Here is an 18,375-nt window from a genome sequence, read left to right as displayed (position 1 = left end):
GGCATGAGCGAACGCAGTGAGCGAATCATGTGCCAGCGCGCTTCGCGCATGCCGGGGCCGAGCGCCAGCGAGGTGCAGGCATGAGCGACGAGCCCGCAGACGGTAGCCTGCGTGACGATGGTGGACGCCGGAAGCGCCGCACATCGAACGGAGCTGAAAGCAGTGCCGGGACAGGGAGAAGGGTCGACCAAGTGAGTTTCACCCAGGGCGGTAACGGGAACGACGCGCACAGCGGGCGCACGGTCACCTCCATTCCGCTGACCGATGCCAACCCGATCGGTTCCGCCAGTTTCGGCACCCTGGTCCGCGACGCGGCCGAACAGATGTCGACCCTGGTGCGCGCCGAGGTCGAGCTGGCCAAGGCCGAGGTCACCGGCGAGATCAAGAAGGGCCTGCAGGGCAGCGTCTACTTCATCCTCGCGCTGACCGTCCTGCTGTTCAGCACGTTCTTCTTTTTCTTCTTCCTCGGCGAGCTGCTCGACGTGTGGCTGGCCAGGTGGGCCGCCTTCCTGATCGTGTTCCTGCTGATGGTCGCCGCGACCGCGGCACTGGCGTTCCTCGGCTATCGCCGGGTGAAGAAGCTGCGCGCCCCCGAGAAGACCATCGATTCGCTGAAGCAGGCCCGCTCTGTGCTGCCGAGCGGGTTCGGCGGCTCGCACGACGAGCACCTGGCGCTGGAGAAGCGCGTCAACTGACCGTGCGGGTCGTGGTCGCGGCGACGCACGCCGACTACTAGGCTCGGTCGGCGTGTCGTCGAACTTCCTTCCGGATCCGTCCAGCGTCCGTTACGACGGTCCGTGGACGCACCGGGACGTTCATGCCAACGGCATTCGATTCCACATCGTCGAGGCCGCGCCCGAGCGCACCGAGGCGCCGCTGGTGGTGCTGCTGCACGGATTCGCGGACTTCTGGTGGTCGTGGCGGCATCAGCTGACCGGGCTCACCGAGCTGGGTTTCCGCGCGGTCGCGGTGGATCTGCGCGGCTACGGCGACAGCGACAAGCCCCCGCGCGGCTACGACGGCTGGACTTTGGCGGGCGATATCGCCGGACTCATTCGCGCGCTCGGCCACACCGAGGCCGTCCTGGTCGGTCACGCGGAGGGCGGACTGGTCTGCTGGGCCACCGCGGTGCTGCACCCGCGGCTGGTGCGCGCCATCGCGCTGGTGGGCTCGCCGCACCCGGGCGCGCTGAAGCGCGCTGTGCTGCGCGACTCGCGCCAGCGCCGCGCCTGGCTGCCGAACTTCCTGCGTTATCAGCTGCCCCGCTATCCGGAACACCGGCTGACCACCGGCGACGGGTACGAGGTCGAGCGGCTGCTGCGGCAGCGGGTCACCGAGTCCTGGTCGGGCAGCTCCGAATTCGTCGACACAGCGCGGCGCATGCGCTCGGCCATCCAGATCCCTGGCGCCGCGCACTGTGCGCTGGAGTATCAGCGCTGGGCCTTCCGCAGCCAGTGGCGACCGGACGGCCGCCGATTCATGGCCACCGTCCGAGTGCCCATCGGCATCCCCGTGCTCGCGCTGCGCGGCGAGTTCGACGACTACCTGCTGCCGAGCACCATCCGCGGCGGCGAGCAGTGGTCGCCGCACCGCAGACTCGTCACCGTCCCGAACGCGGGACACTTCGCGCACCAGGAGAACCCGGACGTGGTGACGGCGGAACTGGCGAAGTTCCTCGACTGACGTCGGGCGGCGCCGGCACTGTGCGGTCACGGCCCGGCCGAGTGATACAGCTCGAACGCTGTCGAACGTCTCGCTGACCACCCGGCGAAAGCGCGGATCGGTCCTGCTCGATGCTCCCAGCGCAACGGCCGCCGACCGGCGAGCGGTCGACGGCCGTTGCGCGAGAGTCTCGCCCGCACTCAGCTGAGCACGCAGGCTCCCGTGTCGACCGGGAGGTGCGCACCAATCGCCTTGTCGAGGTCGGAGCGGACCTCGTCGAGGGTGAGCACGTACCCGGTGTCGTCGTCGGTCACCGCGGCGCCGAACACGACGCCGAGCACCTGGCCTTCGGTGTCCACCAGCGGGCCGCCCGAGTTGCCCGCGCGCACCAGGCCGCGGACGGTGTAGACCTCACGCTCGACCGTGCCGTTGCGGTAGATCGTCGGGCCGGTGAGGTCGAGCGTCTCGCGGACGCGGGCCGCGCTCGCCGTGTACGGTCCGCCGCCCGGGTAGCCGAGCACGATCGCGCTGTCGCCGGAGCGAGCGGGCGCGGGCGCCTGCGGCACCACCGGCGAGGTCAGGCCCGGCACCGAGAGCACCGCGATGTCCTTGGACGGATCGAACAGCACGACGGTGGCGTCCAGCGGGCCGCGCGCGGTGTCCACCGCGACGCTGGTGGTGCCCGCGACCACGTGGGCGTTGGTCATGACCCGCTCCGGCGCGATGACGAAGCCCGAACCCTCCAGCGCGCGCTGGCAACTCGGCGCCACGCCGCGAATGCGCAGCACGCTCTGCTGAAGCGACGCCGCGACGGGGCTGGCGAGGACGCTCGGATCCGGCGGCTCGACCGCGGCGATGGGCGCGCGACCGAACGGGCCGATCACGTCCGGCAGCCCGGAAGTGTTGAGCAGCTTCGAGAATTCGTTGGGGACCTTGCGCAGCCAATTCGGCGCGACGTCGTTGACGTCGGCCAGCACCCGCGACCCGTTGATCGCGGTGGCGATCGCGGGCTGGGACGAGGTCGCCAGCGGCAGCGCGAGCAGCCAGGCGGTGACCAGCACCGCCACCGCCTGCAACACCGCGCCCACCACGCTGTCCACGCTGCGGGTGAACGGATGCCGCATCCCGCTGCGCGCGGCGCGGCCGAGCACCATGCCCGCGACCTCGCCGACGATCACCAGTAGCACGATCAGCAGCACGCCGGTGAGCACCCGGGTCCGCCCCTCGTCCACGTGCACCAGGATGTGCGGCGCGATGAGAATGCCTGCCACCGCGCCGAGCACGACGCCGAGGAAGGCCAGCGCCGAGGCCACGGCGCCCTGCCGCCACCCGGACGCGGCAGCGGCCAGGGCGAGCAGCACCACGATGATGTCGAGCCAGGCCGAGGAACTCATAAAGTCATCCCCACTGCGGCGAGCGCGGTTTCCAGGTCGCGCACATCGTCGCGATCCCATTCCAGTTCCCAGCCCGCGGACTGGAAGATGCCCGCGAGTATCCCGCCGGTGAGCCCCCAGACCAGCATGCCGTCGACCTGGAAGGCCGGGCTCTGATAACCGAGGCTGCCACGGACGAGGAAACGATTGGCCGGATCGAGCATCTCGGAGAGCGGTACCCGCACCACCCGCTCGGTCTCGCTCTGGTTCACCACCCGCACCTCACCCGGCGTACGCCAGTAGGCCACCACCGGGGTCACGTCGAAGCGCGACGGCGGCACGAACAGCTTCGGCAGCACCGCGAGCGGTTCGACGTGATCGCGCAGCACGCCGGTCTCCTCGCACGCCTCGCGCAGCGCGGTGTCGATCGGGCCCTCGTCCTCGGGATCGACCGCGCCGCCGGGGAAGGCGACCTGGCCCCGATGCTGGCGCAGGGTCGAGGCACGCTGGGTGAGCAGCACGTCGGCGTCGGCGGGCAGCCCGCCCGGAGCCGTCGGATCGTCCTCCGTCGATCCGCTGAACAGCACGAGCACCGCGGCTTGGCGCGGCTCGCCGGTGACGGTCATGGCTCGGCGCAGGGCGCGCGCGATCGTCAACGTGTCGGTCGCCTCGGCGTGGCCGGGCTCGACGGCTCGGCGCAGCCAGTGCGGAATATCGGTGGGGAGCGGAATCGTCATGCCGCTCCCCCGGTGAACCTGCGCACCACCACCTCCACAACCGTTCTGTCCGCCCGCAACAGACGCTGCGAGATGTTTTGTGGTGTAGACCTTCTCACGACGCCTCCGCGGGCCGCGCACATGACCGCCGCTCCGTCACGTTCGTACGCCCAGCGCCGCGGCCACCGTATCGGCAATATCGTCGACCCCGGTAAACGTACGCACGACAACCTGCGCCAGCGAACCATCCGGGCGAATCAGTACCGAAATCGGCAGCACGGCGGGTGCGCCGACCGCGCTGCGCACCGCGGTCTCGGCGTCGAGCACGCCGGGCAGGTGCACATCCAGACCCGTCAGGCGCAGCAGCGCCTTGGCCTCGTCGGGGTCGCTGTGCACGGTCAGCACCGTGACGTCGTCACCCGCCCGCTCCGCGAACTGCCGCAGGTACGGCAACTCCTCGGCGCACGGTCCGCACCAGTAGGCCCAGAGGTTGAGCAGCACGGGTTTGCCCGCAAGCGCGGCGGCGAGGTCGACCGGCGCGCCGTCGGCCAGGCAGGTCAGCGTGATGCCGGCCAGCGGACCCGCACCCGTCGCGCCCGGCGCGGGTCGCGGGCAGGGCGCGAGCCCGGCCTCCGCACGCAGCTGCGCGGGAACCTGACGCGCGCCGGACGGGGCGCCCGCATCGGACGCGGTGTCCTCGCCACCGCGCGGCCACAGCGCGATCACCGCGGCGACCGCCACGATCAGGCCGACCAGCGCCCAGCGCACCGCGGAATGAGATCTCGCCGTGCCGGGTCGTTCTTCCCGCGACGCCTCGTCCGCGGCCCGCAATCTCACAGGCCGACCAGCCCGAGCAAGTGTTCGCGCTCCGGACCCTTCACCAACTTGGCCGCGAGCTCCGGCTCGGTCGGCCCCGCGCCGAACGAGGGGCAGTCGTCGGCGAGCACGCACGCGCCGCACGCCGGCTTCCTGGCATGGCAGACCCGCCGCCCGTGAAAGATCACGCGATGGGACAGCATCGTCCATTCCTTGCGCTCGACGAGCTCGCCGACGGCGTGTTCGACCTTGACCGGGTCTTCCTCGGCGGTCCACTTCCACCGGCGCACGAGCCTGCCGAAGTGCGTGTCGACAGTGATTCCTGGCACGTCGAAGGCGTTGCCGAGGATGACGTTGGCAGTCTTGCGCCCGATGCCGGGCAACTTCACCAGTTCCTCGAGAGTGTGAGGTAATTCACCATCGTGCTCGGTCACCAGCGCCTGCCCGAGCCCGATCAGCGAGTTCGTCTTGTTCCGGTAGAACCCCGTCGGCCGGATGTATTCCTCCAGCTCCGCGCGGTTCGCCTCGGCGTAATCGCGCGCGCTGCGGTACTTCGCGAAGACGGCAGGCGTGGTGAGATTCACCCGCTCGTCGGTGCACTGCGCGGAAAGGATTGTCGCGACGGCCAATTCGAGCGGAGTGGTGAAATCCAGCTCACAGTGCGCGTCGGGAAAAGCCTCGGCGAGGGTGCGGTTCATGCGGCGCGCCCTTCGCACCAACCCCAGCTTCGTTTCCGCCTGTCGCGTGCGGGTTTTCCGTTTCGGAACGGTCACGGCGGTGGGTAGCGGATCGGTCGCCCCGTCGACAGCGGAAGAGCCGTTCGAATCGGTCACAGACGGGGAGGCACGCACGCGTCCACCATACGGAACCGCTCCGACAAGTTGCCCGCTCAGATCCACTGCCGTGTTCCATCTGAGACCTTCACCGTGTTTACTCCTCGATATGCAAGGACTCGCTGTGGTGCTCTTCCCAGTGGTGTTGATGCTGTTCGCACTGCTGATGGAGCGGGTCGAGAATCGGCTCCGCAAACTTCTCGAACCCGATCCGGAGGTTCAGCAGTACCTGGACAGGGCAAGCAACGCCGAGGTCAAGGAGTTGACGAAAGCCGGACTGCCCGCTGCGGTGGCCCGTATGCGCAGGCGCCGTTCCCGCAACGACGACCTGAACGTCGCTCGAGCGAGCTGAATCCACTCCCCGGACGCCGCGCAATCCACTCGTTACGTGGTGTCTGTCACTACGCCGCCAGGATGCCGCGTAGACTGCGCTGTTGGCCGATTCGCTTCGGTCCAGCCCAGAGCCATTTCCCATAAGGAGCACATTCGTGGACGAGGCCCTCGCCAGAGCAGGCATCTTCCAAGGCGTAGAGCCCACCGCGGTGGCGGCACTCGCCAAACAACTGCAGCCCGTCGATTTCCCGCGCGGCCATGTCATTTTCAACGAGGGTGAACCCGGCGATCGGCTGTACATCATCACCTCGGGCAAGGTGAAGATCGGGCGGCGGTCCCCGGACGGCCGGGAGAATCTGCTGACCATCATGGGCCCGTCGGACATGTTCGGCGAGCTGTCGATCTTCGACCCGGGCCCGCGCACCTCGACCGCTACCACGGTCACCGAGGTCCGCGCCGTCACGATGGATCGCGACGCCCTGAAGTCCTGGATCGACCAGCGGCCCGAGATCGCCGAGCAGCTGCTCCGCGTGCTCGCCCGTCGTCTGCGGCGTACCAACAACAACCTCGCCGACCTGATCTTCACCGACGTCCCCGGCCGCGTTGCCAAGGCGCTGCTGCAGCTCGCGCAGCGGTTCGGCACCCAGGAAGCGGGCGCCCTCCGGGTCACCCACGACCTGACCCAGGAGGAGATCGCCCAGCTCGTCGGCGCGTCCCGCGAGACCGTCAACAAGGCGCTCGCCGACTTCGCGCACCGCGGCTGGCTGCGGCTGGAGGGCAAGAGCGTGCTCATCTCCGACTCCGAGCGGCTGGCGCGGCGCGCCCGCTGACCCGCTCCCGAATACGGCACGGCCCGCCGGATCCAGCGCTCCACTGGATCCGGCTGTCGTGTTTCCGTGACCTAACGCTCGGCGCGCAGGTACTCCAACTGGGCCTGCACCGAGCTGCGCGCGGCGGGCCAGAGCCGCTTGTCCACATCGGCGTACACCTTGCGCACCACCGCCATGGCGCCCGCGCCCGGCCCCAGCTCGTGCAGGGCGGCGCGCACCTGGTCGAGCCGCTCCTGCCGGTGCTTGATGTAGTACCGGGCGACCGGTTCCAGGTCCGGGTGGTCCGGGCCGTGCGCGGGTAGCAGCGCCTTGCCCGCGCCGACCTCGACCAGCCGGTCCAGCGAGTCGAGGTAGTCGGCGAGGGTGCCGTCGCTGGAGTCCAGCACGGTGGTCCCGCTGCCCAGGATGGTGTCGCCGGTGAGCACCGCGTCGTCGAGCACGAAGCTCACCGAATCACCGGTGTGCCCCGGCGTCGCCAGCACGCCGATCCGCAGCCCGGCCGCCTCGATCAGCTCGCCGTCGGCCAGCGGCGCGTCCGTGCCACGCAGGAACTCGGCGTCCACGGCACGCACCGGCGTGCCGGTCAGCTTCACCAGCCGATCGATGCCGCCGGTGTGGTCGTGGTGCCGGTGCGTGATCAGGGTCAGCGCGATCCTGCCCGCGGTGACCCTGGCGATCGCCTCGCTGTGCTTCTTGTCTTTCGGCCCCGGGTCGACCACGACATAGTCCGAGGCGTCCGGCGCGCGCAGGATCCAGGTGTTGGTGCCGTCCAGGGTCATCTGGCCGGGATTGTCCGCGAGCAGCACTGCCGCCGTCGGCGTCACCTGGCGCAATTGCCCGTACGCGGGATGAGTCAGCGTCATCGCATTACCTCGGTCGTTCGGAGTCGTTGTCCGACAACCTGTCTAACGCACCTCGGCGATGAGTTCGACCTCGACCGGGGTGTTCTTGGGCAATTCGGAGACGCCGACGGCCGAACGCGCGTGCACGCCCGCGTCACCGAAGACCTCACCGAGGAACTCCGAGGCGCCGTTGATCACCAGCGGCTGATCGGTGAATCCGGGCGCGGACGCGACGAAACCGACCACCTTGACGATCCGCACCACCTCGTCGAGCCCGACCAGATCGTGTACCGCGGCCAGCGCGTTGAGCGCGCACAGCCGCGCCGCCTCGGCGGCCGCCTCGAGCGACACCTCGGCGCCGACCTTGCCGGTTGCCGACAGCTCGCCCTTCACGAAAGGCAGCTGCCCCGAGGTGTAGACGAGCGAACCGGTGCGCACCGCGGGAATGTAGGCCGCGACGGGCGCGGCCACCGCGGGCACGGTCAGTCCGAGCCTCTCCAGGTTCTTCCGCCACGGAGTGGCCGCGTCGACCGCCATGGCCTACTGCCTCGGACGCTTCAGGTAGGCGACGTGCTGCTCGCCGGTCGGGCCGGGCAGCACATTCACGAGCTCCCACCCGTCGGCGCCCCACTGGTCGAGAATCTGCTTGGTCGCGTGCGTCAGCAGCGGAACGGTCGCGTACTCCCACAGGGTCAGTTCACTCATGCTGTGAGTTTATGGGCGAGCTCGCAACGCTGTGCGTTCCGGGCGTGCTTGTCGCGGACCGCGCGCAGCGAGCGGGGATGATAGCGACCGGCGAGACTGTCTGGTACAGAAGGTCCGAAAAACGGCAGTGTGACCGTATCCCTAGAGCGTGATCGCATAACGGGTTATAGGCTCGCGAGCGTGGGAGTACCAACAGCAGTGCCTATTTCGGCGGAGCCGGGGCTGGAAACGGGTTGGCCGAAGCGCGCGGAAAAGGCCCGCTTGCACTACGTCTCCGGCAAAGGGGGAACGGGCAAGTCGACGGTCGCCGGCGCGCTCGCGCTGGCACTGGCCGCGGGCGGGCGCCGGGTGCTGCTGGTCGAGGTGGAGAGCAGACAGTCCATCGCGCAGCTGTTCGATCTGCCGCCGCTGCCGCCGACCGAGACCAGGATCGCCACCGCTGACGGCGGTGGCGAGGTGGTCGCGCTGGCGCTCGACATCGAGCACGCCTTCCTCGAATACCTCGACATGTTCTACAACCTGGGCTTCGCGGGGCGCGCGATGCGCAGGATGGGCGCCATCGAGTTCGTCACCACGATCGCGCCGGGTCTGCGCGACGTCATCCTGACCGGCAAGATCAAGGAATGCGCGGTCCGCGTGGACCAGACGGGCAAGCGGGTCTACGACGAGATCGTGGTCGACGCGCCCCCGACCGGCCGGATCGCCAGCTTCCTCGACGTCACCACCGCCATGGTCGAGATCGCCAAGGGCGGGCCGATCGCCTCGCAGGCCGAAGGAGTTTCCCGGCTGCTGCATTCGGATCAGACGATGATCCACCTGGTCACCCTGCTCGAGGCGCTGCCCGTGCAGGAGACCGCGGACGCCGTCGCCGAGCTCACCGCCAACGACCTGCGCATCGGCACCGTGATCGTGAACCGCGCTGGCGAGGGCTTCCTGCCCACCGACGTGCGCAATCGCGCCGCCGCGGGCGACATCGACCGCGACGCGATCCGCGCCGGGCTCGAGCGCACCGGAATCGCCTTGTCCGAAGACAGTTTCGAGGGGTTGATCACCGAGACCTTCGAACATTCGGCCCGGCTGCAGGCCCAGGACGAGAGTTCGGCCGAGCTGAACAAGGTCGACGTATCGCAGCTGTACCTGCCGACACTGGCCGACGGCATGGACCTCGGCGGGCTGTACGAGCTAGCCGAACATCTGACCGCGCAGGGAGTGCGATGACCACGCTCGACATTTCGCAGATCATCGCCGATCCCACCGCGCGGGTCGTGGTGTGCTGCGGCTCCGGCGGCGTCGGCAAGACCACCACGGCGGCCGCGATCGCGCTGCGCGCAGCCGAACTCGGGCGCAAGGTCGTGGTACTCACGATCGACCCGGCGCGCCGACTGGCCCAGTCACTCGGCATCGCGGATCTGGACAACTACCCGCAGCGGGTGGCGCTCGGCCCGGAGGCCAAGGGCGAGCTGTACGCGATGATGCTGAACATGCGTCGCACGTTCGACGACATGGTGCTCGAGCACACCACCGCGGAGAAGGCCGAGCAGATCTTCGCCAACCCGATCTATCAGACCGTGGCGTCCTCCTTCGGTGGCACGCAGGAGTACATGGCGATGGAGAAGCTCGGTCAGCTCGCGCACAAGCGGGAGTGGGACCTGATCATCGTCGACACCCCGCCGTCGCGCAACGCGCTCGACTTCCTCGACGCGCCGAAGCGCCTCGGAAACTTCCTGAACGGCAAGATGATCCGGCTCATCATGGCGCCCGGCCGCGGCGTCGGCCGGTTCGTCACCGGCGCGATGAGCCTGGCCATGCGCGGCGTGTCCACCGTCATCGGCGGGCAGATGCTCAAGGATGCGTCCGTCTTCCTGCAGTCGCTGGAATCGCTGTTCGGTGGTTTCCAGGACCGCGCCGACCGCACCTACGCGCTGCTGTCCAAGCCAGGCACGCATTTCCTGGTGGTGGCCGCGGCGGAACCGGACGCCCTGCGCGAGGCCTCGTTCTTCGTCGACCGGCTCTCCACCGAGCAGATGCCGCTGTCGGGCCTCGTGCTCAACCGGACGCATCCGGCGCTGAGCGATCTGCCCGCCGACCACGCCCTCACCGCCGCCGACCAGCTGGTCGAATCCGACCCGCTGACCAGCGCGGTACTGCGCATTCACGCCGAACGGGTCGCGACGGCCAAGCGCGAGCAGCACCTGCTGCACCGATTCACCGGGGCGCACCCGCGGGTGGCGATGGTCTCGGTGACCGCGCTGCCGTTCGAGGTCTCCGACCTCGAGGCGCTGCGCGCAGTGGGCGATCAGCTGACCGGAACGGTTCTCTCCGCGTAGGCGCTCCTCCGGCCGCGCCCACCAGACCATAACGTTCGGTATTGAGTCGGAATAGCTATAGGCTCAAACGAAACCGAGCCCGCAATCGCGGGCTCGGTTTCTCGTTCGTTCGACTACATCGCCACCTGATGCTGGCGCTGGGCCTGGAAGAAATCGGCCCAGGAGGTCACCTCTGGATGCTGTTTCAGCAGCGCCCTCCGCTGCCGTTCGGTCATCCCTCCCCATACGCCGAATTCCACTCGATTGTCGAGGGCATCGGCTCCACACTGCATGAGCACCGGACAGTGCCTGCAGATCGTCGCCGCTTTGCGCTGCGCCGCGCCGCGGACGAACAACTGATCGGGATCTACTTCCTTGCATCGGGCCTGGGATACCCAGGCGATTCGCGCTTCGGCCTGCTCTACGTCCAATCGAGCGATGGGGGTTGTCATATGCATTTGGTGTGCCCCTTTGCAGTCCGAACACCGGGTCAACGGCGCTCCAGAATCGCGTGCCAGATCGCAGCAACCCGAACCCCGCTGCGAACTGAACCACATTCCACTTTGAGTGTTAGCTCCATCACACTGGGTTCTCAATCTAGGTAAAGGTATGGCCCGAGCGCAAGACCGTCTCGAGATTTTTTGGTACGCCCGTCCATGCAAACGTGATAGAGAACCGGGCAGTCGGGCCGATTCGCGACACGCCCGTGTGCGACACGCCAGACACGCCTCAACGACACGCCCAACAAGCCGGGAAGAGCGCCGGATCTCGCGCTCCGACAAACACACCCGAGAGGGCGAGAACGGCACCCCGTACCCTTGGGAACGTGTCGAATGTGCCGATCACACATACGCTCGCGAAGCTGGCGGGCAGCTGCGCGCTGGCCGCAGTTCTCGTCGCCGGGCTGCTCTTCCCGCTCGCCGGTGGATTCGGATTCGTCTCCAACCGTGCGGCCGACGCGGTGGACAACGTCTCCGCGGAACTCGTCGAGGGCACCGTTCCCGCGGTCTCGACGATGGTGGACAAGAACGGTTCGCCCATCGCCTGGCTCTATGAGCAGCGCAGATTCGAGGTGCCGAGCGAGCGGATATCCAACAACATGAAGTTGGCGATCATCTCCATCGAGGACCGCCGCTTCGCCGAGCACGACGGCGTCGACTGGCAGGGCACGGTGCGCGCGTTCCTCACCAACACCTCCAGCGGTGAGGTGCAGCAGGGCGCGTCCACCCTCGACCAGCAGTACGTGAAGAACTTCCAGCTGCTCGTGGTCGCCAAGACCGACGCCGAACGCCGCGCGGCGATCGAGACCACCCCGGCGCGCAAGATTCGCGAGATCCGCATGGCGCTGACCCTGGACAAGGAACTCACCAAGGACGAGATCCTCACCAGGTACCTGAACCTCGTGCCCTTCGGCAATTCGTCCTATGGCATCCAGGACGCGGCGCAGACCTACTTCGGCGTCGACGCCGCCGACCTGAACGTCCCGCAGGCGGCGATGCTCGCGGGCATGGTGCAGTCCAGCTCCAAGCTGAACCCCTACACCAACGTCCAGGGCGTGCTGGCCCGCCGGAACACCGTGCTGGACACGATGATCCAGAACATCCCGGCCCGCGCCGAGGAGTTCCGCAAGTTCAAGTCGGAGCCGCTGGGCGTGCTGCCCGAGCCCAAGGGCCTGCCGCGCGGCTGCATCGCCGCTCAGGATCGCGGCTTCTTCTGCGACTACGCGCTGCAGTACCTGGCCGAATCGGGCATCAGCCGCGAGCAGATCGACAAGGGCGGCTACCTGATCAAGACCACCCTCGATCCGGCCGTGCAGGACTCCGTCAAGCGCGCGGTCAGCGAGGCGGCCAATCCGAACCTCGACGACATCGCCGAGGTGATGTCGGTGGTCGCGCCGGGCCAGGACTCGCACGACGTGGTCGCCATGGCCAGCAGCCGCACCTACGGCCTCAACCGCGACGTCAACGAGACGGTGCAACCGCAGCCGTTCTCGATGGTCGGTGACGGCGCGGGCTCGGTCTTCAAGGTCTTCACCACCGCCGCAGCCATGGAGAAAGGCATGGGCATCAACTCCCAGCTCGACGTGCCTGGCCGCTTCGACGCGAAGGGCATGGGTAACGGCGGCGCGCGGGGCTGCCCGCCCGCCACCTACTGCGTCGAGAACGCGGGCCGCTACAAGTCGCCGATGTCGGTGACCGAGGCGCTGGCCACCTCGCCGAACACCGCGTTCGTCAAGCTGATCCAGGCCGTCGGCGTCACCCCGACCGTCGACATGGCGGTGCGGCTCGGCATGCGCTCGTTCACCAACCCGGGCAGCTCCGGGCACGGCAACCAGAGCCTGGCCGACATGATCAAGGACCAGAACCTCGGCTCGTTCACCCTCGGCCCGGTCGCGATCAACCCGCTCGAGCTCTCCAACGTCGCCGCGACGCTGTCCTCCGGCGGACGCTGGTGCCCGCCCTCCCCGATCAGGGAGGTCGTCGACCGCAGCGGCAAGCAGGTTCCGCTCACCCAGCAGGCCTGCGAGCAGGTCGTCGAGCCCGGCCTGGCCAACACGCTGGCCAACGCGATGAGCAAGGACGACACGGCGGGCACCGCGGCGGGCGCTGCCCAGGCGAGCGGCTGGAACCTGCCGATGGCCGGCAAGACGGGGACCACCGAAAGCCACCGCTCCTCGGCCTTCCTCGGCTTCACCAACTCGCTGGCCGCCGCGGTCTACGTCTACGGCGACAGCCCGACCCCCGGTGAGATCTGCTCGTTCCCGCTGCGCAACTGCGGCGACGGAAACCTGTTCGGCGGTAACGAACCCGCACGCACCTGGTTCAGCGCGATCAAGCCGGTGGTCGGCAACTTCCCGCCGCCCGGCCTGCCGCCGCTGGACGACAAGTACGTCCGCGGCGCGAACAACGCGCAGGTGCCCGACGTGGTCGGCATGTCGCAGGCTGAGGCGACCACCGCGCTGGTCGCCGCGGGCTTCCAGGTCTCGGCCGTCAACGGATCCGGCCCGCCGCCCAAGGGCAGCGTCATGAACACCGCGCCGAACGGGTCGGCGATCCCCGGCTCGGTGATCACGATCTACATCAGCGACGGCACCCAGCGCCAGGCCCCGGCGCCGTCCGCACCCGGGCCGCTGCCGCCGCCCCCGGCGCTGCCGCCCGGGTTCCCGCTGCCGCCCTGGTGGCCGCGGTAAGCGGAACCTCCGCCTTCGCTCCGGCCATGCGCGGGCTGTCGGCGGACTCCGTCCGGCAGCGCCTATCGGGCGAATAACGAAGAACCGCCGACCGGCGCTACGGCGCTCGGTCGGCGGTTCTGGTTTCGGGCAGAGTTCAGAGCCGGGCTTTCACAGCCGCGGAGATGCGCGAGCCGTCGGCCTTGCCCTCGGCGAGGGCGGTGGCGATCTTCATGACCTGGCCCATCTGGCGCATGCCGGGGCGCTCGCCCAGCTCCTCGGCGACCTGCGCGATGGCGGTGTCCGCGAGGTCGGCGATCTCGGCCTCGGTCAGCTGGGTCGGCAGGTACTCGTCGATGATCCTGGCCTCGGCGTGTTCGTTGGCGGCGAGCTCGCCGCGACCGGCCTGGGTGTAGACCTCGGCCGACTCGTTGCGCTTCTTCGCCTCCTTCTGCAGCACCGCGATCACGTCGGCGTCGGAGAGTTCACGCGCCTCCGCGCCTGCGACCTCGGCGTTCTGGATCGCGGCCAGCAGCATGCGCAACGTGGCGAGGCGCAGCGTGTCCTTGGCTTTCATCGCGGCGGTCATGTCCGTCCGCAGCCGATCTTTGAGTTCCGACATGAGGCACACGGTAGCCGGTCGCCGTCGCGGGGCCCACCACATTTCGCCGCGGCGTCGCCGCGGCGTCGCCGCGGCGAACAGGAGAAGACCGCAGCTCGCGGACCTGCTCGGACGATTCCGCGCCGCTCGGCGCGACCGCGGCGATGGCTTGTGCGGAAACACACTCGGCGTTCTGAGGCAGCCTCACCTATGCTGGGCAAATGCCCGTAATCTCGACCGCCGCCGTCCGCCGAACCGCGCTGGGAGCCACCGGGGCCGCGGTAGCCGGAATCGGCTATGCCTCGCTGATCGAGCGCAACGCGTTCGTCCTGCGCGAGGCGACCATGCCGGTGCTGCCGCCCGGTGCGTCGAGCCTACGTGTGCTGCACATCAGCGATCTGCACATGATGCCCGGTCAGAAGCTCAAGCAGCAGTGGCTGCGCGAGCTGGATCGGCTGGAGCCCGATCTGGTGGTCAACACCGGCGACAACCTCTCGCACCAGCGGTCGGTGCCCGCGGTGGTTCAGGCCCTCGGCGGATTGCTGTCCCGCCCGGGCCTTTTCGTTTTCGGCAGCAACGACTACTTCGCGCCGGTGCCGAAGAACCCGATGAAGTACTTCAAGAAGGACCACCGCCGCGTCTACGGCGCGCCGCTGCCGTGGAAGGACCTGCGAGCGGCGTTCACCGAACGCGGCTGGCTCGATCTCACCCACGTGCGCCGCGATCTCGAGGTGGCGGGCGTGCGGATCGCCACCGCCGGCGTCGACGACCCGCACCTGCAGCGCGACCGGTACGACACGGTGGCGGGCCCCCCGAACCCGCTGGCCGACCTGCGCATCGGCCTGACCCACTCGCCCGAACCCCGGGTGCTCGACCGCTTCGCCGACGATGGCTACGACCTGGTGCTCGCCGGCCATACCCACGGCGGCCAGCTGGTGCTGCCCGGCTACGGTGCGCTGGTCACCAACTGCGGCATCGACAAGTCGCGCGTGAAGGGCCCGTCGAAGTGGGGCGAGCACACCCAGCTGCATGTCTCCGCAGGCATCGGCACCTCGCCGTGGGCTCCGTACCGGTTCTGCTGCCGCCCCGAAGCCACCCTGCTGACTCTCGTCGCCGCGCCCCCGAAGCGTCCGGCCGCCGAGAACAACCACGGGCTTTCGACCTCGGAGACCGTCGCTCGCTGAGCGCCGTGATCGCGGCCTCGGCACTCCCCTAGCTCGACACGCCAACCGGCGCAAGGCTTGTCCGCCCTGACCGGGCGCGGACGGTGCATCGCCGACCCGGTAGGGTCGCGTGCCGAAACTTGAATCGGTCGACTAGGGGACGACTTTGAGCAGAGGATTCGACGAACCGCGCGCCGAACCTGCCGCCAACGGCATGTCCGGCGCATCGGTGCGTGCCGCCGCCGCTCCGGAGTTCGGCGGCACGGCCGCACCGAATCTTGCAGCCGCCGCGCAGCTTTCGCCCGACCAGCCCATGACCGGATCGGCGTATCCGGTTCAGCACGCCGCCATTGCGGGGCAGCAAAGTCCTTACGCCCGAGGTGAAGTCGCTGCGGTTCCGCAGTTCGCTACGGGCACGACGCAGGCCGCAACACAGATCGCTACGGGCACGACACAGTCCGCCACAGGCACGACACAACTCGGCTACGGAGCTGGCTCACACGCCCCGCTCGACCTGACCGGGCGCGGCACCCAGCATTTCGGTGAGGCCGCCGCGGCCGATCAGAGCGACGGCGCGCCCAACAGGTGGCCGGAGCCGATGCGGGCGGCCGGTAGCTCACCCGGGGACTTCTGGACCGAACCGCGACTGATGGACCCGCCCCGCGCGGCAGGCGGGCGGGCGTGGATCGGCATCGGAGTCGCGGCGACGGTATTGGTCGCGGGCGCGGTGGCCGTGGTGGTCGCGGGTGGCACGGACGAGGCCAGTGCGGAAGGGACGCCCTCGATGGTGAGCGCGTTGACCACCTCGGCCGGGACCAGAGCTCCCGCGCGGCGGCCTGCGGCGCAGGCGGGGCCGCCCGTGGTGCCGGGGTACCAGGTGGTCGTCGTGCCCGACAGCGGCGCGGCGTACGACGTGCCCGCCGACTGGCACATCGGCGATCCCGGAGCCTCCGGCGGCTTCGGCAAGCCGCCCAACGCCGTCGGCGGCAAGGGGTACGCCACCGAGGGCAAGGACTACTGCCCCGGATCGACGCGCACCGTGGCGTTCGTCACCGGCTCGGACAACACCGATACCGCGAGCGCCGCAACCGAACTCGGCACCAAGACCGCGAAGATCGCCTACTCCAACGCGCCCGGCGGCGGCGTTCCCGGCGCCCCACAGCCGCTGGAATCCCTCGACGGCGCCCAGCACGGCACGTTCGTGGAGACCAGGGGCGCCATCACCGACGCCAAGCCGGGCTGCGCCACCGAGTACTCGGTGTACACCTTCGCCACCTCCGCCGACATCGGCAGCTTCGTCATGGTGATCGCCGCCGACACCGGCGTCCCGAATGCGGTCGACCCGGAGGCCGCGAAGCGGATCTTCCGCAGCGTCCGCTCTCATGAAAGCTGATTGACCTGCGGGTTTAACGTCTGGACCTTCCCTGTTGTAAGCTACTCCAGGTTCGCTTCACGGGGTGTGGCGCAGCTTGGTAGCGCGCTTCGTTCGGGACGAAGAGGTCGCAGGTTCAAATCCTGTCACCCCGACTCGTGTGGTTGAGACACGACAGGGCCCCTGACCGGTCTTCCGGTCAGGGGCCCTTTCTTTTATCCGGTCGAATACACGGCCGAGTCAGTCCACTGCGGCGCGGTTCCGCTTCTCCAATGCGGCGAGCACCTCGCGCGCGGCCCGCTCTCCGGATTCCACCGCTCCATCGATGTATCCCGCCCAGCGGGTGGCGGTCTCGGTGCCCGCCCAGTGCAGCGGTCCGATGGGCGCGCGCAGCGCCGGGCCGAAACGGGTGAGGGTGGACGGCGTCGCGAAAGCGCCGTAACAGCCGCGGCTGTACTCCTCCTCGGCCCAGTCGCGTTCGAGGTAGGCGATCGGCTCGGCCGCCGCGGGGCCGAAATAGCCGACGAGATCGGACAGCACCTGGGCCCGCCGCGCCGCCGGAGTCAGCCGGGACATGGCGTCGGCGTGCTTGCCTTCGAAGAAGCCGACCAGCACGCCGGGCGCGCCGTCGGGCGGGGTGTTGTCGAAGACCGTGCCGAGCGGTCGCCGATCGCTGTTGGCCTGTCCGCTGAAGCCCTGCGCGCGCCAAAACGGTTCCGAATAGGCGACATTGATCTTGATGACGCGACCCATCGGCATCCGCTGGACGAGCTGATCGCGCCCGCCGGGGAGACCGGGCCGGTAGCGAATCCTGGACGCCAGTGGCGGCGGGATCGCGATCACCGCCCGTCGCGCCGACACCTCCGTGCGCCCGGCCGACACGTGAAGCTCGCCGTCGCTCCAGGTCAGATCCGTCACCGGAGCGTCGAGCAGAACGCGCTCGCCGAGCTGCTCGGCGAGCGCCAAGGCGATCCGCTGGGTGCCGCCGACCACGCGGTCTTGCTGCGCGCCGCCCTCGGTGTTGATCAGCGCGTCCAGTCCGCCCGCCGCGCCGACGTAGAACGCTGCCCACAGCGCGGACATGTCCTCCGGCTCGGTGGCGAACACCGCCTCGGTGACCATCCGCAGGAAGGCGCGGCCGGTGGGCGTGTAGGCATGCCGCTGCATCCAGGTGGCGAAGGTCTGCCCGTCCAGCTTGTCCGCGTGCCGCGCGAGCCACGGGTCGCGTTCGGCGACGGCGCGCGCCACCCGATCCAGCCGCAACTGCGCCTGCCCGATATCGGCGAGCGCGAGCGGGTTCAGCTTGGGGATCCGGCCGGTGTAGACCGAACGGGTCTCGCCGAATTCGCCGATGTTCTGCCCGGCGACGTGGGTCGGGAACGTGGCGAGTCCCAGTTCGGCGATCAAAGCGAGCACTCTGTCCTGTCCTGGACCGACCCACTGCCCGCCCATCTCGATCGGCACGCCTTCGAGCAGGTCTTCGCTGAGCAGCCGTCCCCCCACTCGGTCGCGCGCCTCCAGTACCAGCACCTCCTTCCCGGCGCGGACCAGCTCGCGAGCGGCCACCAACCCCGCCACACCCGCGCCGACGACAACGACGTCTGTCGATTCACTCATCTCGACCTGCTTTCATACACCGTGTATCTGAGATTCA

The 18,375-nt window shown here is 69.0% G+C and carries 19 protein-coding genes and 1 tRNA gene; 10 read left to right on the top strand and 10 right to left on the bottom strand.

All coding sequences use genetic code 11. The features are described from left to right. The first annotated feature begins 191 nt into the window (after positions 1–191). A complete protein-coding gene (locus tag AC3ERS_RS12485) occupies positions 192–695 on the top strand; it encodes a phage holin family protein (RefSeq protein WP_431966767.1) in 504 nt (167 codons plus the stop codon). A 52-nt stretch (positions 696–747) separates the two neighbouring features. Beyond that, entirely contained in the window at positions 748–1,683 is a 936-nt protein-coding gene (locus AC3ERS_RS12480; RefSeq protein ID WP_431966765.1) for an alpha/beta fold hydrolase, read from the top strand. A gap of 179 nt (positions 1,684–1,862) precedes the next feature. On the opposite strand, the gene AC3ERS_RS12475 is transcribed toward AC3ERS_RS12480, so the two are convergent. From AC3ERS_RS12475 to nth, 4 genes are all read right to left on the bottom strand, one after another. Next, positions 1,863–3,056, bottom strand: a complete 1,194-nt coding sequence (locus AC3ERS_RS12475; RefSeq protein ID WP_431966763.1) for a MarP family serine protease — start codon at positions 3,054–3,056, stop codon at positions 1,863–1,865. Further along, positions 3,053–3,772: an NUDIX hydrolase gene (locus AC3ERS_RS12470; RefSeq protein ID WP_431966761.1), complete on the bottom strand. Its 720-nt coding sequence runs from the start codon at positions 3,770–3,772 to the stop codon at positions 3,053–3,055. Before AC3ERS_RS12470 ends, AC3ERS_RS12475 begins: the two co-directional genes overlap by 4 nt. A gap of 135 nt (positions 3,773–3,907) precedes the next feature. Next, positions 3,908–4,519, bottom strand: a complete 612-nt coding sequence (locus AC3ERS_RS12465) for a TlpA family protein disulfide reductase (protein WP_431966759.1) — start codon at positions 4,517–4,519, stop codon at positions 3,908–3,910. 65 nt (positions 4,520–4,584) lie between these two features. Next, positions 4,585–5,265 (bottom strand): endonuclease III, encoded by a 681-nt coding sequence (nth, locus tag AC3ERS_RS12460; RefSeq protein ID WP_431966757.1) that lies wholly within the window; start codon positions 5,263–5,265, stop codon positions 4,585–4,587. A gap of 244 nt (positions 5,266–5,509) precedes the next feature. Between nth and AC3ERS_RS12455 the strand changes: the two genes are divergently transcribed. Further along, on the top strand, positions 5,510–5,752 hold the full coding sequence (locus tag AC3ERS_RS12455) for a hypothetical protein (protein ID WP_431966755.1): 243 nt from the start codon (positions 5,510–5,512) through the stop codon (positions 5,750–5,752). Between the two features lie 136 nt (positions 5,753–5,888). Then, the gene (locus AC3ERS_RS12450; RefSeq protein ID WP_011206875.1) at positions 5,889–6,563 is read left to right on the top strand and encodes a Crp/Fnr family transcriptional regulator; all 675 of its coding nucleotides are present in this window, start codon (positions 5,889–5,891) and stop codon (positions 6,561–6,563) included. Positions 6,564–6,634: 71 nt separating this feature from the next. Here AC3ERS_RS12450 and AC3ERS_RS12445 read toward each other — a convergent pair whose 3' ends face one another. From AC3ERS_RS12445 to sp36, 3 genes are read right to left on the bottom strand one after another with little or no spacing between them, the layout of a single operon-like run. Next, complete coding sequence (locus AC3ERS_RS12445) at positions 6,635–7,426, bottom strand: MBL fold metallo-hydrolase (RefSeq protein ID WP_431966753.1); 792 nt, start codon at positions 7,424–7,426, stop codon at positions 6,635–6,637. Between the two features lie 42 nt (positions 7,427–7,468). Further along, on the bottom strand, positions 7,469–7,942 hold the full coding sequence (locus AC3ERS_RS12440) for a RidA family protein (RefSeq protein ID WP_431966751.1): 474 nt from the start codon (positions 7,940–7,942) through the stop codon (positions 7,469–7,471). A gap of 3 nt (positions 7,943–7,945) precedes the next feature. Continuing rightward, positions 7,946–8,110, bottom strand: a complete 165-nt coding sequence (gene sp36, locus AC3ERS_RS12435; protein ID WP_431966749.1) for a Sp36 family protein — start codon at positions 8,108–8,110, stop codon at positions 7,946–7,948. Between the two features lie 198 nt (positions 8,111–8,308). Here sp36 and bagA point away from each other — a divergent pair, with 198 nt between their 5' ends. Both bagA and bagB read left to right on the top strand, forming a co-directional pair. Further along, a complete protein-coding gene (gene bagA, locus AC3ERS_RS12430) occupies positions 8,309–9,328 on the top strand; it encodes an ATPase BagA (protein ID WP_431966805.1) in 1,020 nt (339 codons plus the stop codon). Next, complete coding sequence (bagB, locus tag AC3ERS_RS12425; RefSeq protein WP_431966747.1) at positions 9,325–10,437, top strand: ATPase BagB; 1,113 nt, start codon at positions 9,325–9,327, stop codon at positions 10,435–10,437. Before bagA ends, bagB begins: the two co-directional genes overlap by 4 nt. Before the next feature lie 113 nt (positions 10,438–10,550). Here the strand turns inward: bagB and AC3ERS_RS12420 are convergent, their stop codons facing one another. Continuing rightward, positions 10,551–10,874 carry a WhiB family transcriptional regulator gene (locus AC3ERS_RS12420; protein WP_011206869.1) on the bottom strand — a complete coding sequence of 108 codons (324 nt, stop codon included), beginning with the start codon at positions 10,872–10,874 and terminating at the stop codon, positions 10,551–10,553. Positions 10,875–11,251: 377 nt separating this feature from the next. Between AC3ERS_RS12420 and AC3ERS_RS12415 the strand changes: the two genes are divergently transcribed. Further along, a complete protein-coding gene (locus tag AC3ERS_RS12415) occupies positions 11,252–13,606 on the top strand; it encodes a penicillin-binding protein (RefSeq protein WP_431966803.1) in 2,355 nt (784 codons plus the stop codon). Between the two features lie 136 nt (positions 13,607–13,742). Here AC3ERS_RS12415 and AC3ERS_RS12410 read toward each other — a convergent pair whose 3' ends face one another. Next, the gene (locus tag AC3ERS_RS12410; protein ID WP_068063102.1) at positions 13,743–14,207 is read right to left on the bottom strand and encodes a GatB/YqeY domain-containing protein; all 465 of its coding nucleotides are present in this window, start codon (positions 14,205–14,207) and stop codon (positions 13,743–13,745) included. A gap of 200 nt (positions 14,208–14,407) precedes the next feature. Here AC3ERS_RS12410 and AC3ERS_RS12405 point away from each other — a divergent pair, with 200 nt between their 5' ends. The 3 genes from AC3ERS_RS12405 (at position 14,408) to AC3ERS_RS12395 (ending at position 16,876) form a co-directional block, all read left to right on the top strand. Beyond that, positions 14,408–15,370: a metallophosphoesterase gene (locus tag AC3ERS_RS12405; RefSeq protein ID WP_431966744.1), complete on the top strand. Its 963-nt coding sequence runs from the start codon at positions 14,408–14,410 to the stop codon at positions 15,368–15,370. A 145-nt stretch (positions 15,371–15,515) separates the two neighbouring features. Then, positions 15,516–16,742 carry a DUF8017 domain-containing protein gene (locus tag AC3ERS_RS12400; protein WP_431966742.1) on the top strand — a complete coding sequence of 409 codons (1,227 nt, stop codon included), beginning with the start codon at positions 15,516–15,518 and terminating at the stop codon, positions 16,740–16,742. Between the two features lie 60 nt (positions 16,743–16,802). Next, a tRNA-Pro gene (locus AC3ERS_RS12395) sits at positions 16,803–16,876 on the top strand. An 85-nt stretch (positions 16,877–16,961) separates the two neighbouring features. Here the strand turns inward: AC3ERS_RS12395 and AC3ERS_RS12390 are convergent. After that, positions 16,962–18,338 (bottom strand): flavin monoamine oxidase family protein, encoded by a 1,377-nt coding sequence (locus tag AC3ERS_RS12390; RefSeq protein WP_431966740.1) that lies wholly within the window; start codon positions 18,336–18,338, stop codon positions 16,962–16,964. Between the last annotated feature and the right edge of the window lie 37 nt (positions 18,339–18,375).

It is taken from the genome of Nocardia sp. bgisy134, from assembly GCF_057708325.1.
The sequence above is the reverse complement of the archived record's forward strand: the minus strand, read 5'-3'. Positions and strand labels throughout refer to the sequence as shown.

Bases quoted from the DNA above. Each gene is read 5' to 3' on its own strand.
- AC3ERS_RS12475 (WP_431966763.1), bottom strand. From the start codon at position 3,056: ATGAGTTCCTCGGCCTGGCTCGACATCATCGTGGTGCTGCTCGCCCTG.
- AC3ERS_RS12470 (WP_431966761.1), bottom strand. From the start codon at position 3,772: ATGACGATTCCGCTCCCCACCGATATTCCGCACTGGCTGCGCCGAGCC.
- nth (WP_431966757.1), bottom strand. From the start codon at position 5,265: ATGAACCGCACCCTCGCCGAGGCTTTTCCCGACGCGCACTGTGAGCTG.
- AC3ERS_RS12455 (WP_431966755.1), top strand. From the start codon at position 5,510: ATGCAAGGACTCGCTGTGGTGCTCTTCCCAGTGGTGTTGATGCTGTTC.
- AC3ERS_RS12445 (WP_431966753.1), bottom strand. From the start codon at position 7,426: ATGACGCTGACTCATCCCGCGTACGGGCAATTGCGCCAGGTGACGCCG.
- AC3ERS_RS12440 (WP_431966751.1), bottom strand. From the start codon at position 7,942: ATGGCGGTCGACGCGGCCACTCCGTGGCGGAAGAACCTGGAGAGGCTC.
- sp36 (WP_431966749.1), bottom strand. From the start codon at position 8,110: ATGAGTGAACTGACCCTGTGGGAGTACGCGACCGTTCCGCTGCTGACG.
- bagB (WP_431966747.1), top strand. From the start codon at position 9,325: ATGACCACGCTCGACATTTCGCAGATCATCGCCGATCCCACCGCGCGG.
- AC3ERS_RS12420 (WP_011206869.1), bottom strand. From the start codon at position 10,874: ATGCATATGACAACCCCCATCGCTCGATTGGACGTAGAGCAGGCCGAA.
- AC3ERS_RS12410 (WP_068063102.1), bottom strand. From the start codon at position 14,207: ATGTCGGAACTCAAAGATCGGCTGCGGACGGACATGACCGCCGCGATG.
- AC3ERS_RS12405 (WP_431966744.1), top strand. From the start codon at position 14,408: ATGCCCGTAATCTCGACCGCCGCCGTCCGCCGAACCGCGCTGGGAGCC.
- AC3ERS_RS12390 (WP_431966740.1), bottom strand. From the start codon at position 18,338: ATGAGTGAATCGACAGACGTCGTTGTCGTCGGCGCGGGTGTGGCGGGG.